15 protein-coding genes and 1 pseudogene are annotated in these 15,281 nt (G+C 52.0%); 6 read left to right on the top strand and 10 right to left on the bottom strand.

Features of this window, described 5'->3' with window-relative positions; genetic code table 11:
- Positions 1-20 precede the first annotated feature (20 nt).
- From fis to ACJHWT_RS01355, 10 genes and pseudogenes are all read right to left on the bottom strand, one after another.
- Positions 21-317, bottom strand: a complete 297-nt coding sequence (fis, locus tag ACJHWT_RS01400; protein ID WP_000462905.1) for a DNA-binding transcriptional regulator Fis — start codon at positions 315-317, stop codon at positions 21-23.
- A gap of 25 nt (positions 318-342) precedes the next feature.
- Complete coding sequence (gene dusB / locus ACJHWT_RS01395; RefSeq protein ID WP_001219652.1) at positions 343-1,308, bottom strand: tRNA dihydrouridine synthase DusB; 966 nt, start codon at positions 1,306-1,308, stop codon at positions 343-345.
- Between the two features lie 328 nt (positions 1,309-1,636).
- On the bottom strand, positions 1,637-2,518 hold the full coding sequence (gene prmA, locus ACJHWT_RS01390; protein ID WP_001145825.1) for a 50S ribosomal protein L11 methyltransferase: 882 nt from the start codon (positions 2,516-2,518) through the stop codon (positions 1,637-1,639).
- A gap of 11 nt (positions 2,519-2,529) precedes the next feature.
- Entirely contained in the window at positions 2,530-3,981 is a 1,452-nt protein-coding gene (gene panF / locus ACJHWT_RS01385) for a sodium/pantothenate symporter (RefSeq protein ID WP_001175718.1), read from the bottom strand.
- A complete protein-coding gene (locus ACJHWT_RS01380; RefSeq protein WP_000381170.1) occupies positions 3,971-4,213 on the bottom strand; it encodes a YhdT family protein in 243 nt (80 codons plus the stop codon). Before ACJHWT_RS01380 ends, panF begins: the two co-directional genes overlap by 11 nt.
- Before the next feature lie 108 nt (positions 4,214-4,321).
- Entirely contained in the window at positions 4,322-5,671 is a 1,350-nt protein-coding gene (gene accC / locus ACJHWT_RS01375) for an acetyl-CoA carboxylase biotin carboxylase subunit (RefSeq protein WP_000884639.1), read from the bottom strand.
- 10 nt (positions 5,672-5,681) lie between these two features.
- Entirely contained in the window at positions 5,682-6,152 is a 471-nt protein-coding gene (gene accB / locus ACJHWT_RS01370) for an acetyl-CoA carboxylase biotin carboxyl carrier protein (protein WP_000354622.1), read from the bottom strand.
- Between the two features lie 404 nt (positions 6,153-6,556).
- Positions 6,557-6,944: pseudogene (locus ACJHWT_RS01365) on the bottom strand (sulfoxide reductase heme-binding subunit YedZ); the annotation flags it as partial.
- Entirely contained in the window at positions 6,929-7,093 is a 165-nt protein-coding gene (locus ACJHWT_RS01360; protein WP_000838293.1) for a hypothetical protein, read from the bottom strand. The gene ACJHWT_RS01360 and the pseudogene ACJHWT_RS01365, both read right to left, overlap by 16 nt.
- A gap of 36 nt (positions 7,094-7,129) precedes the next feature.
- On the bottom strand, positions 7,130-8,104 hold the full coding sequence (locus ACJHWT_RS01355) for an MDR family oxidoreductase (RefSeq protein WP_001148486.1): 975 nt from the start codon (positions 8,102-8,104) through the stop codon (positions 7,130-7,132).
- Between the two features lie 151 nt (positions 8,105-8,255).
- Here ACJHWT_RS01355 and csrD point away from each other — a divergent pair, with 151 nt between their 5' ends.
- The 6 genes from csrD (at position 8,256) to rng (ending at position 15,262) form a co-directional block, all read left to right on the top strand.
- Positions 8,256-10,196 (top strand): RNase E specificity factor CsrD, encoded by a 1,941-nt coding sequence (gene csrD, locus ACJHWT_RS01350; RefSeq protein WP_001241448.1) that lies wholly within the window; start codon positions 8,256-8,258, stop codon positions 10,194-10,196.
- A gap of 304 nt (positions 10,197-10,500) precedes the next feature.
- Positions 10,501-11,544 (top strand): rod shape-determining protein MreB, encoded by a 1,044-nt coding sequence (gene mreB / locus ACJHWT_RS01345; protein WP_000913396.1) that lies wholly within the window; start codon positions 10,501-10,503, stop codon positions 11,542-11,544.
- Between the two features lie 65 nt (positions 11,545-11,609).
- Positions 11,610-12,713 carry a rod shape-determining protein MreC gene (gene mreC, locus ACJHWT_RS01340; RefSeq protein ID WP_000802518.1) on the top strand — a complete coding sequence of 368 codons (1,104 nt, stop codon included), beginning with the start codon at positions 11,610-11,612 and terminating at the stop codon, positions 12,711-12,713.
- Positions 12,713-13,201: a rod shape-determining protein MreD gene (mreD, locus tag ACJHWT_RS01335; protein WP_000179409.1), complete on the top strand. Its 489-nt coding sequence runs from the start codon at positions 12,713-12,715 to the stop codon at positions 13,199-13,201. The genes mreC and mreD overlap by 1 nt, the downstream gene beginning before the upstream one ends.
- Positions 13,202-13,209: 8 nt before the next feature.
- Positions 13,210-13,803 carry a nucleoside triphosphate pyrophosphatase YhdE gene (yhdE, locus tag ACJHWT_RS01330; protein WP_000203096.1) on the top strand — a complete coding sequence of 198 codons (594 nt, stop codon included), beginning with the start codon at positions 13,210-13,212 and terminating at the stop codon, positions 13,801-13,803.
- The gene (gene rng / locus ACJHWT_RS01325) at positions 13,793-15,262 is read left to right on the top strand and encodes a ribonuclease G (RefSeq protein ID WP_000123197.1); all 1,470 of its coding nucleotides are present in this window, start codon (positions 13,793-13,795) and stop codon (positions 15,260-15,262) included. Before yhdE ends, rng begins: the two co-directional genes overlap by 11 nt.
- Positions 15,263-15,281 lie beyond the last annotated feature (19 nt).

Below are 15,281 nucleotides of genomic sequence, written 5' to 3'. Positions count from 1 at the left end.
AAGCATTTAGCTAACCTGAATTAGTTCATGCCGTATTTTTTCAATTTTTTACGCAGCGTACCACGGTTGATGCCCATCATCAGCGCAGCACGGGTCTGGTTACCACGGGTGTATTGCATCACCATGTCCAACAGGGGCTGTTCTACTTCAGCCAGTACCAGCTCATAGAGGTCATTCACATCCTGACCGTTCAGTTGAGCAAAATAGTTCTTCAGTGCCTGTTTAACCGAGTCACGCAGGGGTTTTTGGGTTACCTGATCCTGAGAGTTAACGGTAGAAACGGTCAGTACGTCAGAATTTACGCGTTGTTCGAACATAGTTCTGTCAGCTCTTTATTTCTGTTTACGCAAAATTTTCGAAGTATGCCTCCAACGCCTCCAGCTGTTCGCTGGCATCCTCAATAGCGTTGAATGTGCGCCGAAACTGGTCATTTGGAGCGTGTTCCTGGAGATACCAGGAAACGTGTTTACGTGCAATTCGGTACCCTTTTGCCGGACCATAAAAGTCATGCAGTTCCCGAACGTGCGCGCAAAGCAAGCGCTTAACCTCTGCCAAAGGCAGCGGGGGCAGCAACTCCCCAGTGTCCAGATAATGCTGGATTTCCCGAAAGATCCAGGGTCTTCCCTGAGCTGCGCGGCCTATCATCAGGGCATCCGCCCCTGTATAGTCGAGCACAGCTCTGGCTTTAAGCGGGTCAGTAATGTCGCCATTCGCGATAACCGGAATGGAAACTTTCTGCTTAACTGCCCGAATACTGTCGTACTCAGCTTCTCCATTGAACAAACAGGCGCGTGTACGGCCATGAATGGTCAGAGCCTGAATGCCACAGTCTTCAGCCAGTTGGGCAATCTCTTCGCAGTTACGGTGTTCCGGTGCCCAGCCAGTGCGAATTTTCAGGGTAACAGGAACGTCCACTGCATTGACGACCTCGGTAAGGATCGATTTAACGACATCCGGGTACTGCAAGAGGGCTGAACCTGCGAGCTTGCGATTCACTTTTTTAGCCGGGCAACCCATATTGATATCAATAATCTGGGCACCGCTTTCCACGTTAATACGTGCTGCATCTGCCATTTCTTTCGGATCGCTACCAGCAATTTGCACGGTGCGAATACCGGGTTCATCAATGTGCACCATCCGTAAACGAGATTTGTCGCTTTCCCAAACCTGTGGGTTAGAAGACATCATCTCGGATACTGTCAATCCGGCTCCCATCTCGTAGCACAACGTCCGAAAAGGTCTGTCTGTAATGCCAGCCATGGGCGCTGCGATCAGGCGATTTCTGAGCTGATATTGTCCGATGCGCATGAGTTAAGAAATGACCATACTGTGACTGCAAGGCGGCGTATATTACGCATTTTTTGCACGAGATGAAAGGCCAAACTTTGACCAATCCTCTGAGATGGATCAAAGAATTGCATTTAAAATGAGCGTGGCGCGATAATTACTCATAAAAATCATCATATTAGAAAATAGTGACTAAAATTTACACTCCAAGAAATTTGAGTAAGTTCTCAATTTTTCTTTATGAATGAAAATTTTGGCACGCAAATTTGCGTAAATAATCGGCAAATTAACGTGCCTTTTGTGACATCGCTCGCACTTCGCTCTGCGTCACCCTACGGCGATGCGAAGGTTAATTCTTACGACCGGTAATGCGGCACCACTCTTCTTTTGCCACGACCGGGTCCAGAGCGAAGCTGTCGGCATAAGCTTCGCAAACGCTCTCTGCCTGGCTTGCCAGAATACCGGAAAGGCCCAGCAAACCGCCTGAAACCGGCAGGACGCTGATTAACGGTGCCAGTTCACGTAACGGGCCTGCGAGGATGTTAGCGACCACCACGTCGGCTTTCATTTCTTCTGGCTGATCTTTCGGTAAGTAGAGTTCCAGACGGTCAGAAACGCCATTACGTTCGGCGTTGTCGCGGCTGGCCTGAATCGCCTGCGGATCGATATCAATACCAATGGCTTTTGCTGCACCCAGTTTCAGCGCCGCGATAGCCAGAATGCCGGAACCACAGCCAAAGTCGATGACTGTTTTACCGGTTAAATCGAGGCTGTCGAGCCACTGCAGGCACAGAGAGGTAGTTGGATGGGTACCCGTACCAAACGCCAGCCCTGGATCTAACATCACGTTGACGGCGTTTTCGTCCGGCACATCACGCCAGCTTGGGCAGATCCACAGCCGTTCACCAAAGCGCATCGGGTGGAAATTATCCATCCATTCGCGCTCCCAGTCTTTATCTTCCAGTTGTTCGATTTTATGCGCGAAGCCCGCGCCGAGCAGCGGATGGTTTTCCAGAATCGCCACCACGTCGTTCATATCGGTTTCAGCGTCGAACAGACCAATCACATCGGTGTCGCCCCACAGGCGCGTTTCGCCCGGCAGCGGCTCAAACACAGGCGTATCGTGGGTATCCTGAAAAGTGATAGAAACGGCACCCGCTTCCATCAGCGCATCGCTAAGATCTTCCGCGTTCGCGCCGGTGGTGTTCAGTTTCAGTTGGATCCAAGGCATGGCAAAACTCTTTATTTATCAGTAGTCAAAACGGTAGCTTGCGGGACGGATGTACCGAAACGGTTTCCGACCAGGAAAGCCAGCAAACTTAGTAGTAACGAGGGCACGATAGGGTGGAAGCCCAGGTACTGAATATTCAGCGTCGCGAGTACGGCATACAGTACGCCGCCAACAATCATCGCACTTAGCGCGCCTTTGGCGTTGGCGCGTTCCCAGTAAAGACCCAGTACCAGCGGCCACAGGAAAACGGCTTCCAGCCCACCGAAGGCCAGCAAATTCAGCCAGATGATCATTTCTGGCGGCTTCCAGGCGGCAAGCAGCAGCAACGCACCGAGAACTAACGTAATTACCGCCGACATCCGCTTCAGACGCGTCTCGTTTTGCATTTGATCCGGACGGATATTCAGATAGAGATCTTTAATGATCGTAGCGGAACTTTGCAGCAGTTGGGCGTTAATTGTCGACATGATCGCAGCCATCGGTGCAGCCAGGAAGATCCCGGCGGCAAACGGTGGCAGCACTTTTACCATTAACGTCGGGATCACCAGATCCGGTACGGTGAGATCGGGGATCACCGCCCGACCTAACGCTCCGGCCAGATGCATACCGAACATCAGGATTGCGACCACAATCGTACCGATGATGATCCCCCGATGTACGGCTTTGCTGTCTTTATAAGAGATACAGCGCACCGCAGTATGCGGCAGGCCTATAACGCCAAAGCACACCAGTACCCAGAACGACGTCATAAAGGCAGGCGACAGAATATCGTCAGCGCCTTGTGGCGTAACCAGTTGCGGATCGATGGTTTGCAGCGTGTCTACCGCATTACTTAAACCACCTGCGGCATGTACCACGCCAATAAGCAGCACAACGGTGCCAATCAGCATCACCAGCCCTTGCATGGTGTCGTTCAGCACGCTGGCGCGAAAGCCGCCAAAGGCGGTATACAACGCAATGCTGATACCGAAAATCAGCAGCCCGGTTTCATAAGGAATACCCGCCGCGGTTTCCAGCAGGCGCGCACCGCCGATAAACTGCACGGTCATCGCACCAACGAATGCAACCAGCAAACTCAAACTCGCCAGCCACACCAGAAGACGACTCTGGTAGCGGGCAAACAGCATATCGTTCAGCGTCACCGCATTGTAGCGGCGCGCAAGAATTGCGAACTTCTTGCCGAGAATACCGAGCGAAAGCCAGACTGCAGGAAGCTGAATCATCGCCAGCAATACCCAGCCCAGGCCGTATTTATAAGCAGCTCCAGGCCCGCCGATAAACGAACTGGCACTGATATAAGTCGCGGTGAGCGTCATCGCCAGCACAATACCGCCCATAGAGCGGCTGCCGAGGAAATACTCATTAAGGAAGGTGCCAGTGCTCCGTTTACGCATCGCATAAACAGAGATACCGAACACCACCACCAGATAGGCGACCAGCGGTAGAATTACTTCAAGCTGCATCGTCATCCTCCAGTGGGATATCGCGATAGATAAATTTCACCATCGCCCAGCACAGTCCAATAAACAGCAGCGGCGTCAGGATGCAGGCCATCTCAAACCAGCGCGGAAAACCGGTAAAACCGGGGGCAACGCCAGGTAAGTAAGCGGCTACTAACCATACCGCCAGATACAAAAGGGTCAGCCCCAGCGCCCAGCGCGCCTCTTTATGGGCCTGAACAAAACGAGTGTCCATTTTTTGTCCCTGATGGGTGAAGAAAGCGGGGATTGTACCTTATGGGGGTTGTCGATCCCCAGTAATAAAAAAGGCCGGAAAATCCGGCCTTTTGACGCTTTTGCAGTCTTATTTTTCCTGAAGACCGAGTTTTTTCTCCAGATAGTGGATGTTAGTGCCACCATGCTGGAAGTTCTCGTCATTCATGATGCGGATCTGCAGATCAACGTTGGTTTTGATACCGTCGATGATCAGCTCCTGCAGCGCATTCTTCATGCGGGCAATCGCCACGTCACGGTTTTCACCGTAGCAAATCAGCTTACCGATCATTGAGTCATAGTACGGCGGTACGGTGTAGCCCGCGTAGATATGAGACTCCCAACGCACGCCAAAACCGCCTGGTGCGTGGAAACGGGTGATTTTGCCCGGGCTTGGCAGGAAGGTGTTCGGATCTTCGGCGTTGATACGGCATTCCACCGCATGGCCGCGAACGTGAACTTCTTCTTGCTTGATCGACAGCGGTTGACCGGCAGCGATACGCAGCTGTTCTTTGATCAGGTCAACGCCGGTGATCATTTCAGTAACCGGGTGTTCTACCTGAATACGGGTGTTCATTTCGATGAAATAGAACTCGCCGTTTTCGAACAGGAACTCGAAAGTACCCGCACCGCGATAGCCGATATCAACACATGCTTTAGCGCAACGTTCGCCGATGTAGCGACGCAGTTCCGGGGTAATGCCCGGTGCTGGTGCTTCTTCGACCACTTTCTGGTGGCGGCGCTGCATGGAGCAGTCACGTTCCGCCAGATAGATAGCGTTGCCCTGACCGTCAGCCAGTACCTGAATCTCGACGTGGCGAGGATTTTCCAGGTATTTCTCCATGTAAACCATATCGTTGCTGAAAGCAGCTTTCGCTTCCGCACGGGTCATGGAGATGGATTGTGCCAGTTCAGCGTCGCCGCGCACTACGCGCATACCGCGACCGCCGCCGCCGCCGGAGGCTTTGATAATTACCGGATAACCAATGCGTTTAGCAATGGCGCGGTTTTTATCCATATCGTCGCCCAGCGGGCCGTCAGAACCCGGTACGCAAGGAACGCCCGCTTTTTTCATCGCCGCGATTGCGGATACTTTGTCGCCCATCAGGCGAATGGTTTCTGCTTTCGGGCCGATGAAGATAAAGCCGGAGCGTTCAACCTGCTCGGCAAAGTTGGCGTTCTCGGAGAGGAAGCCGTAACCCGGATGGATTGCTACTGCGCCGGTGATTTCAGCGGCGCTGATGATTGCCGGGATGTTCAGATAACTTTTTACTGACGGAGCAGGGCCGATACAGACCGTTTCATCTGCCAGTAATACGTGTTTTAGATCGCGATCCGCGCTGGAGTGCACAGCGACAGTCTTGATGCCCAGTTCTTTACAGGCACGAAGAATACGCAATGCAATCTCGCCGCGGTTGGCAATAACAATTTTATCCAGCATGTTCGCCTCGTTACTCGATGACGACCAGCGGCTCGTCAAATTCTACCGGTTGTCCACTTTCGACCAGAATTGCTTTCACGGTACCGGATTTGTCCGCTTCGATCTGGTTCATCATTTTCATGGCTTCAACGATGCACAGGGTATCGCCCACGTTGACTTTCTGACCCACTTCGATGAACGCTTTTGCGTCCGGGCTTGGGGTGCGGTAGAAAGTACCAACCATCGGGGAACGTACGATGTGACCACTGATTTCCGCTGCTGCTGGCGCTTCCATGGAAGGAACGGTCGCCGGAGCGGCTGCGTTAGATTGAGCTGGCTGCTGCATCATTGGTGCAGCGTAAGCTTGTTGCATCACAGGGAAACTTGCGGCAGGAGCTGCACGGCTAATGCGTACTGACTCTTCGCCTTCAGAAATTTCCAGTTCGGAGATGCCTGATTCTTCAACCAGCTCGATCAGTTTTTTAATCTTACGAATATCCATGAGTGGGTTCCGTACTCTTTGTTTAGTGTGATTGTGACAGGCGTTTCACCGCCGTCTGTAAAGCGTATGCCCCGACAGCTGTATGCATAGCGATAAATTCCAGCAGGCCGGGACGCCGGTCTATTTTGCCCCAGAGTGTCAATGTTAGACTTGACGGACATTGTGCAGCGATCTGCTGCTATCCTCCGGCAAAAAACAAAATATACCTTCGTTGCGCCAATGTCACCTTTTCCGCAGCGCAAAAACTGCGTCAGGGAGGACGAGGTCGCACATTATAACGATTTCGTAGCAATTGGCAGCTAAATACTGGTCTTATCAGGGAAGATAATCAACAGCTAACATGTAAATAACCTTCAACACCGTGTAATTTGCAACAAGCCGCACAATTCACGAAATTAGCGCCATCATCGACGGAACTTCTTATAACGTAGGGTGAAAAGCTGTAAAGCCAGCCCTGCGAAGATGAGGGGCTGCAATGAGATAATCTTCACAGACCACAAATAATGTAGGGATGCCAGGATCGCGACAAGATAGACGACATTACGCAGCGGTTGCTGAGGATTACGCAATTTTCACTGCATCGTCCGGAAAGATGTGAATGCTAAAGCACGCAAAATTAACCGACTGACAATGTTCCGCATTCAATAGGTTTAAGTGGTTAATTTGCAATCAAATAAAATCAGATTATTCCCCCCATGGTACCAGAAATCAGTAACAGATTAAGCGTAGCGTCGCCAAGGCAAAACACCATAAACCTAACAGGCGACGGAGGCGTATCAATAATGGCTGTTTGGTGGAGCATCAATGCGCATCAATTTATGGTCAGTCGAAATCATGACTTTCCAGTTTGGATGATGTTGTACAACTTCATGACCAAGATGTTCGACGAAAGCTGTCCGGCTAACCGCTTTTCCCGTTAACCGATTGAATAATGATTTCAAAATGAGTTCCCTCTCTTATTATTCCCTGCTAAATGGTTAGTTAACCTTCACCAGCGTGCGACCCTGGATCTGGTTATTAATGATGGCCTCGGCAAACTTCGGTGCCTCTGCCAGAGATATCTCTTTTGCCGCTTGGGTATAGAATGATTCCGGTAAATCGGCGACCAGTCGCTGCCAGGCTTGTGCGCGGCGTGCTGGTGGCGTCATTACTGAATCCACCCCTTGCAAACGGACATTACGCAGAATAAATGGCATGACCGTGGTTGGCAGAGTAAAACCACCCGCCAGACCACAGGCCGCCACGCAGCCGCCGTAATTCATTTGCGCCAGCACTTTTGCCAGCACTTTGTCGCCAACGGTGTCAATTGCCCCAGCCCAGACTTGTTTTTCCAGAGGACGGGATTCAGCAAACTCATCGCGAGGAAGAATACGGCTGGCACCTAAACTTTTCAGATATTCATGGGTACTTTCGCGACCGGAAACGGCAACGACCTGATAACCCAACTTATGCAGCAGCGTGACGGCGGTACTGCCGACGCCACCACTGGCACCCGTCACGACAACCTCCCCATCCTGCGGGCGAACACCGGCATCTTCCAGCGCCATCACACACAGCATGGCGGTAAAACCGGCAGTACCGATAATCATTGCTTTACGCGCGTCCAGCCCTTGCGGCATGGCAACCAGCCAGTCACCTTTCACTCGCGCCTGTTCCGCCAGCCCACCCCAGTGGTTTTCACCAACGCCCCAGCCAGTGAGTAACACCTCCTGACCGGCATGAAAACGCGGATCTTCGCTGGTGCGTACAGTTCCGGCAAAATCAATCCCAGGAATCATCGGAAAATTTCGGATGATTTTTCCCTTACCGGTAATCGCCAGCGCATCTTTGTAGTTCAGGCTCGACCAGTGAACATCAACCGTGACATCGCCTTCCGGCAGGCGACTTTCGTCCAGAGTCTGTACTGATGCGAGAGTTTTGCCGTCCTGCTGTTCTAAAAGTAACGCCTGCATAAGTGGTCCTCATGTGCATGATGGATTGGAAAATAATTTCTGAAGACTATACTCGCTAATGGAAAAGCAAAGCCGATGAAGCGCAATAAATTGCGAGATAAATCTGATTTGCTAGTATGCCCGCTTCCTCACTATCGGAGTTAACACAAGGATGAGATTAACGACGAAATTTTCGGCCTTTGTCACGCTGCTCACCGGGTTAACAATTTTTGTGACTTTGCTGGGCTGTTCGCTAAGTTTCTACAACGCCATTCAGTATAAGTTTAGTCATCGTGTTCAGGCGGTGGCGACGGCGATTGATACCCACCTAGTGTCGAATGACTTCAGCACATTAAGGCCACAAATTACCGAATTAATGATGTCGGCAGATATCGTTCGTGTAGACCTGCTCCATGGTGATAAGCAGGTTTATACCCTGGCCAGAAATGGTAGTTATCGTCCGGTTGGCACCAACGATCTGTTTCGTGAACTGAGCGTTCCGTTGATAAAGCATCCGGGGATGTCGCTGCGTCTGGTTTATCAGGATCCGATGGGCAACTATTTCCATTCTTTAATGACTACCGCGCCGCTCACGGGGGCGATTGGCTTTATCATTCTTATGCTCTTCCTGGCGGTACGCTGGTTACAACGGCAACTTGCCGGGCAAGAATTGCTGGAAACCCGGGCTACTCGTATCTTAAACGGTGAGCGTGGCTCTAATGTGTTGGGAACCATCTATGAATGGCCGCCCAGAACCAGCAGTGCGCTGGATACGCTGCTTTGTGAAATTCAGAACGCACGCGAACAACACAGCCGTCTTGATACGCTGATCCGCTCTTATGCCGCCCAGGACATGAAAACCGGCCTCAATAACCGACTCTTTTTCGATAATCAGTTAGCAACGTTACTGGAAGATCAAGAGAAAGTAGGTACCCACGGGATCGTGATGATGATTCGTCTGCCGGATTTCAATATGTTGAGTGATACCTGGGGGCACAGCCAGGTTGAAGAACAGTTCTTCTCTCTGACGAATCTGCTATCGACATTTATGATGCGCTACCCTGGCGCACTGCTGGCGCGTTACCACCGCAGTGATTTTGCTGCGCTGTTACCGCACCGGACGTTAAAAGAGGCAGAGAGCATCGCCAGTCAGTTAATCAAAGCCGTCGATACCTTGCCGAACAATAAAATGCTCGATCGCGACGATATGATCCACATTGGTATCTGTGCCTGGCGTAGTGGTCAGGATACCGAGCAGGTAATGGAACATGCAGAGTCTGCCACGCGTAATGCGGGATTGCAGGGCGGCAATAGCTGGGCTATTTACGATGACTCGTTGCCTGAAAAAGGACGCGGTAATGTTCGCTGGCGTACGCTTATCGAGCAAATGCTCAGTCGCGGCGGCCCGCGCCTTTATCAAAAACCGGCGGTTACTCGCGAAGGCCGGGTTCATCATCGTGAACTCATGTGCCGCATTTTCGATGGTAATGAAGAGGTTAGCTCGGCAGAGTATATGCCGATGGTCTTGCAGTTTGGTTTATCGGAAGAGTATGACCGCCTGCAAATCAGCCGTCTTATTCCACTATTGCGTTACTGGCCAGAGGAAAATCTGGCGATTCAGGTTACCGTTGAGTCGCTGATTCGCCCGCGTTTTCAGCGTTGGCTGCGCGATACGTTAATGCAATGTGAAAAATCGCAACGAAGACACATAATTATTGAACTTGCAGAGGCCGATGTTGGTCAACATATCAGTCGCTTACAACCTGTTATTCGTTTAGTGAATGCTTTAGGGGTACGGGTAGCCGTCAACCAGGCTGGTTTGACGCTGGTAAGCACCAGTTGGATCAAAGAACTTAATGTTGAGTTACTCAAGCTCCATCCGGGGCTGGTCAGAAACATTGAGAAGCGAACGGAGAACCAACTGCTGGTTCAAAGCCTGGTGGAAGCCTGCTCCGGGACCAGCACCCAGGTTTACGCCACCGGCGTGCGTTCGCGAAGCGAGTGGCAGACCCTGATTCAGCGCGGTGTTACAGGTGGGCAAGGGGATTTTTTCGCGTCCTCACAGCCACTTGATACTAACGTGAAAAAATATTCACAAAGATACTCGGTTTAACCTGCCGTTTAATCCGTTTTCACGTAGAATAACGCGCGCTGCGTCTCATGGGAGTGTGCTTGTCTGCTCGCCAGATTGTTGCAGCACATATGCAGATGAATGACCTTACGCGGTTGCAAACAGGCGAGGAATGCTGCTGATGCATTAAGCCTTTCTGGACTCAGGCAGAGATTTGTAACAAAGGAAACGAACTGCACTAATTTTCACCGTAGCAGATGATTTTTGCGCCTTGTCGCTGCTGCGTGTGGTTGGTAAAGTAAGCGGATTTTCTTTTCCGCCCCAGCTTTCAGGATTATCCCTTAGTATGTTGAAAAAATTTCGTGGCATGTTTTCCAATGACTTGTCCATTGACCTGGGTACTGCGAATACCCTCATTTATGTAAAAGGACAAGGCATCGTATTGAATGAGCCTTCCGTGGTGGCCATTCGTCAGGATCGTGCCGGTTCACCGAAAAGCGTAGCTGCAGTAGGTCATGACGCGAAGCAGATGCTGGGCCGTACGCCGGGCAATATTGCTGCCATTCGCCCAATGAAAGACGGCGTTATCGCCGACTTCTTCGTGACTGAAAAAATGCTCCAGCACTTCATCAAACAAGTGCACAGCAACAGCTTTATGCGTCCAAGCCCGCGCGTTCTGGTTTGTGTGCCGGTTGGCGCGACCCAGGTTGAACGCCGCGCAATTCGTGAATCCGCGCAGGGCGCTGGTGCCCGTGAAGTCTTCCTGATTGAAGAACCGATGGCTGCCGCAATTGGTGCTGGCCTGCCGGTTTCTGAAGCGACCGGTTCTATGGTGGTTGATATCGGTGGTGGTACTACTGAAGTTGCTGTTATCTCCTTGAACGGCGTGGTTTACTCCTCTTCCGTGCGCATTGGTGGTGACCGTTTCGACGAAGCTATCATCAACTATGTACGTCGTAATTACGGTTCTCTGATCGGTGAAGCCACCGCAGAACGTATCAAGCACGAAATCGGTTCGGCTTACCCGGGCGATGAAGTACGTGAAATCGAAGTTCGTGGCCGTAACCTTGCAGAAGGTGTTCCACGCGGCTTTACCCTGAACTCCAACGAAATCCTCGAAGCACTGCAGGAACCGCTGACCGGTATTGTGAGCGCGGTAATGGTTGCACTGGAACAGTGCCCGCCGGAACTGGCTTCCGACATCTCCGAGCGTGGCATGGTGCTTACCGGTGGTGGCGCACTGCTGCGTAACCTTGACCGTTTGTTAATGGAAGAAACCGGCATTCCAGTCGTTGTTGCTGAAGACCCGCTGACCTGTGTGGCGCGCGGTGGCGGCAAAGCGCTGGAAATGATCGACATGCACGGCGGCGACCTGTTCAGCGAAGAGTAATCGGATGCAGGCAGGGGAAGTGTCTGTTTACCCTGCCTGGTCTGATACGAGAATACGCATAACTTATGAAGCCAATTTTTAGCCGTGGCCCGTCGCTACAGATTCGCCTTATTCTGGCGGTGCTGGTGGCGCTCGGCATTATTATTGCCGACAGCCGCCTGGGGACGTTCAGTCAAATCCGTACTTATATGGATACCGCCGTCAGTCCTTTCTACTTTGTTTCCAATGCTCCTCGTGAATTGCTGGATGGCGTATCGCAGACGCTGGCCTCGCGTGACCAACTAGAACTTGAAAACCGGGCGTTACGTCAGGAACTGTTGCTGAAAAACAGTGAACTGCTGATGCTTGGACAATACAAACAGGAGAACGCGCGTCTGCGCGAGCTACTGGGTTCCCCGCTGCGTCAGGATGAGCAGAAAATGGTGACTCAGGTTATCTCCACGGTTAACGATCCTTATAGCGATCAAGTTGTTATCGATAAAGGTAGCGTTAATGGCGTTTATGAAGGCCAGCCGGTTATCAGCGACAAAGGTGTTGTTGGTCAGGTGGTGGCCGTCGCTAAACTGACCAGCCGCGTGCTGCTGATTTGTGATGCGACCCACGCGCTGCCAATCCAGGTGCTGCGCAACGATATCCGCGTAATTGCAGCCGGTAACGGTTGTACGGATGATTTGCAGCTTGAGCATCTGCCAGCGAATACGGACATTCGTGTTGGTGATGTGCTGGTGACTTCCGGTCTGGGCGGTCGTTTCCCGGAAGGCTATCCGGTCGCGGTTGTCTCTTCCGTAAAACTCGATACCCAGCGCGCTTATACTGTGATTCAGGCGCGTCCGACTGCAGGACTGCAACGTTTGCGTTATCTGCTGCTGCTGTGGGGCGCGGATCGTAACGGCGCTAACCCGATGACGCCGGAAGAGGTGCATCGTGTTGCTAATGAACGTTTGATGCAGATGATGCCGCAGGTATTGCCTTCGCCAGACGCGATGGGGCCAAAGTTACCTGAACCGGCAACGGGGATCACTCAGCCGACTCCGCAGCAACCGGCGACAGGAAATGCAGTTACTGCGCCTGCTGCGCCCACACAGCCCGCTGCTAATCGCTCTCCACAAAGGGCTACGCCGCCGCAAAGTGGTGCTCAACCGCCTGCGCGTGCGCCGGGAGGACAATAGTGGCGAGCTATCGTAGCCAGGGACGCTGGGTAATCTGGCTCTCTTTCCTCATTGCGCTGTTGCTGCAGATCATGCCCTGGCCGGATAACCTGATTGTTTTCCGGCCAAACTGGGTGTTACTCATCTTGTTGTATTGGATCCTGGCCTTGCCCCATCGCGTAAATGTGGGCACAGGTTTTGTGATGGGTGCCATACTGGATCTGATCAGCGGCTCGACGCTTGGCGTACGCGTATTGGCGATGAGCATCATTGCTTACCTGGTGGCGCTGAAATACCAGCTTTTCCGCAACCTCGCATTATGGCAGCAGGCGCTGGTCGTCATGTTGCTTTCGCTGGTGGTGGATATTATTGTTTTCTGGGCAGAGTTTTTAGTGATTAACGTCTCTTTCAGACCGGAAGTGTTCTGGAGTAGTGTAGTCAATGGGGTGCTCTGGCCGTGGATTTTCTTGCTGATGCGTAAAGTCCGTCAGCAGTTTGCAGTGCAATAAAGGTTTCTATGACTTCTCTGTATTTAGCTTCCGGTTCTCCGCGTCGTCAGGAGTTACTTGCGCAACTTGGCGTGACCTTTGAACGTATTGTTACGGGCATTGAGGAGCAGCGTCAGCCGCAGGAGAGCGCGCAGCAGTATGTTGTGCGTCTGGCGCGCGAGAAAGCACAGGCGGGTGTCGCGCAAACGGCGCAGGATCTCCCGGTGCTGGGTGCGGATACTATCGTTATCCTGAACGGAGAAGTGCTCGAGAAACCGCGCGACGCAGAGCATGCGGCGCAGATGTTGCGCAAATTATCGGGTCAGACCCATCAGGTGATGACGGCAGTGGCGTTGGCCGACAGCCAGCACATTCTCGATTGCCTGGTGGTCACCGATGTGACTTTCAGAACGTTAACAGACGAAGACATCGCGGGCTATGTCGCCAGCGGTGAACCGTTAGATAAAGCAGGTGCATACGGTATTCAGGGGCTGGGTGGCTGTTTTGTCAGGAAGATAAATGGCAGCTATCACGCCGTAGTCGGCTTACCGCTGGTTGAAACGTATGAATTATTAAGTAATTTTAACGCACTGCGTGAGAAAAGGGATAAACATGACGGCTGAATTGTTGGTAAACGTAACGCCTTCGGAAACGCGAGTGGCGTATATTGATGGCGGTATTCTGCAGGAAATTCATATTGAACGTGAGGCGCGACGCGGAATAGTAGGCAATATCTACAAGGGTCGTGTAAGTCGTGTACTTCCGGGTATGCAGGCGGCTTTTGTAGATATTGGGCTGGATAAAGCCGCGTTTCTTCATGCATCCGATATCATGCCGCACACTGAATGTGTGGCGGGTGAAGAACAAAAGCAATTCACGGTACGCGACATCTCGGAACTGGTCCGTCAGGGGCAAGATCTGATGGTGCAGGTGGTGAAAGATCCGCTTGGCACTAAAGGTGCGCGCCTGACTACCGATATCACGCTGCCTTCTCGCTATCTGGTGTTTATGCCAGGGGCTTCTCACGTTGGGGTTTCCCAACGTATTGAAAGCGAATCAGAACGTGAACGCCTGAAAAAAGTGGTCGCAGAGTATTGCGACGAGCAGGGCGGGTTTATCATCCGTACCGCAGCTGAAGGGGTTGGCGAGGCTGAACTGGCCTCCGATGCCGCTTATCTGAAACGCGTCTGGACCAAAGTGATGGAGCGTAAAAAGCGCCCGCAGACTCGTTATCAGCTGTACGGCGAACTGGCGCTGGCGCAGCGTGTTCTGCGTGATTTCGCCGACGCCGAACTCGACCGCATTCGCGTTGACTCACGCCTGACTTACGAAGCATTGCTGGAGTTTACCTCGGAGTACATTCCCGAGATGACCAGCAAGCTGGAGCATTACACCGGACGCCAGCCGATTTTCGATCTCTTTGATGTCGAAAACGAAATTCAGCGAGCGCTGGAACGCAAAGTAGAACTGAAATCCGGTGGCTATCTGATTATCGACCAGACCGAAGCGATGACCACCGTAGACATCAATACCGGGGCGTTTGTCGGTCATCGCAATCTGGACGACACCATTTTCAATACCAATATTGAAGCGACGCAGGCTATCGCTCGCCAGTTACGGTTGCGTAATCTGGGCGGGATTATCATTATTGATTTCATCGATATGAATAATGAAGATCACCGCCGCCGCGTGCTGCACTCGCTGGAGCAGGCGTTGAGCAAAGACCGGGTGAAAACCAGCGTTAATGGTTTTTCGGCGCTGGGGCTGGTGGAGATGACGCGTAAACGCACCCGCGAAAGCATTGAGCACGTACTATGTAACGAATGCCCAACCTGCCACGGTCGCGGAACGGTGAAAACCGTGGAAACGGTATGCTATGAAATCATGCGCGAGATTGTTCGTGTACACCATGCTTATGATTCCGACCGTTTCCTGGTCTATGCTTCTCCGGCAGTAGCTGAAGCCTTGAAAGGCGAAGAGTCACACTCGCTGGCGGAAGTGGAAATTTTCGTTGGTAAACAGGTTAAAGTACAAATTGAACCGCTCTATAACCAGGAGCAGTTTGACGTCGTAATGATGTAAACAGATGCTGGGCCGCCAT

Origin of the sequence: Escherichia sp. WS338, assembly GCF_046486405.1 — a bacterium.
Taxonomy (GTDB): domain Bacteria; phylum Pseudomonadota; class Gammaproteobacteria; order Enterobacterales; family Enterobacteriaceae; genus Escherichia; species Escherichia coli.
The sequence above is the reverse complement of the archived record's forward strand: the minus strand, read 5'-3'. Positions and strand labels throughout refer to the sequence as shown.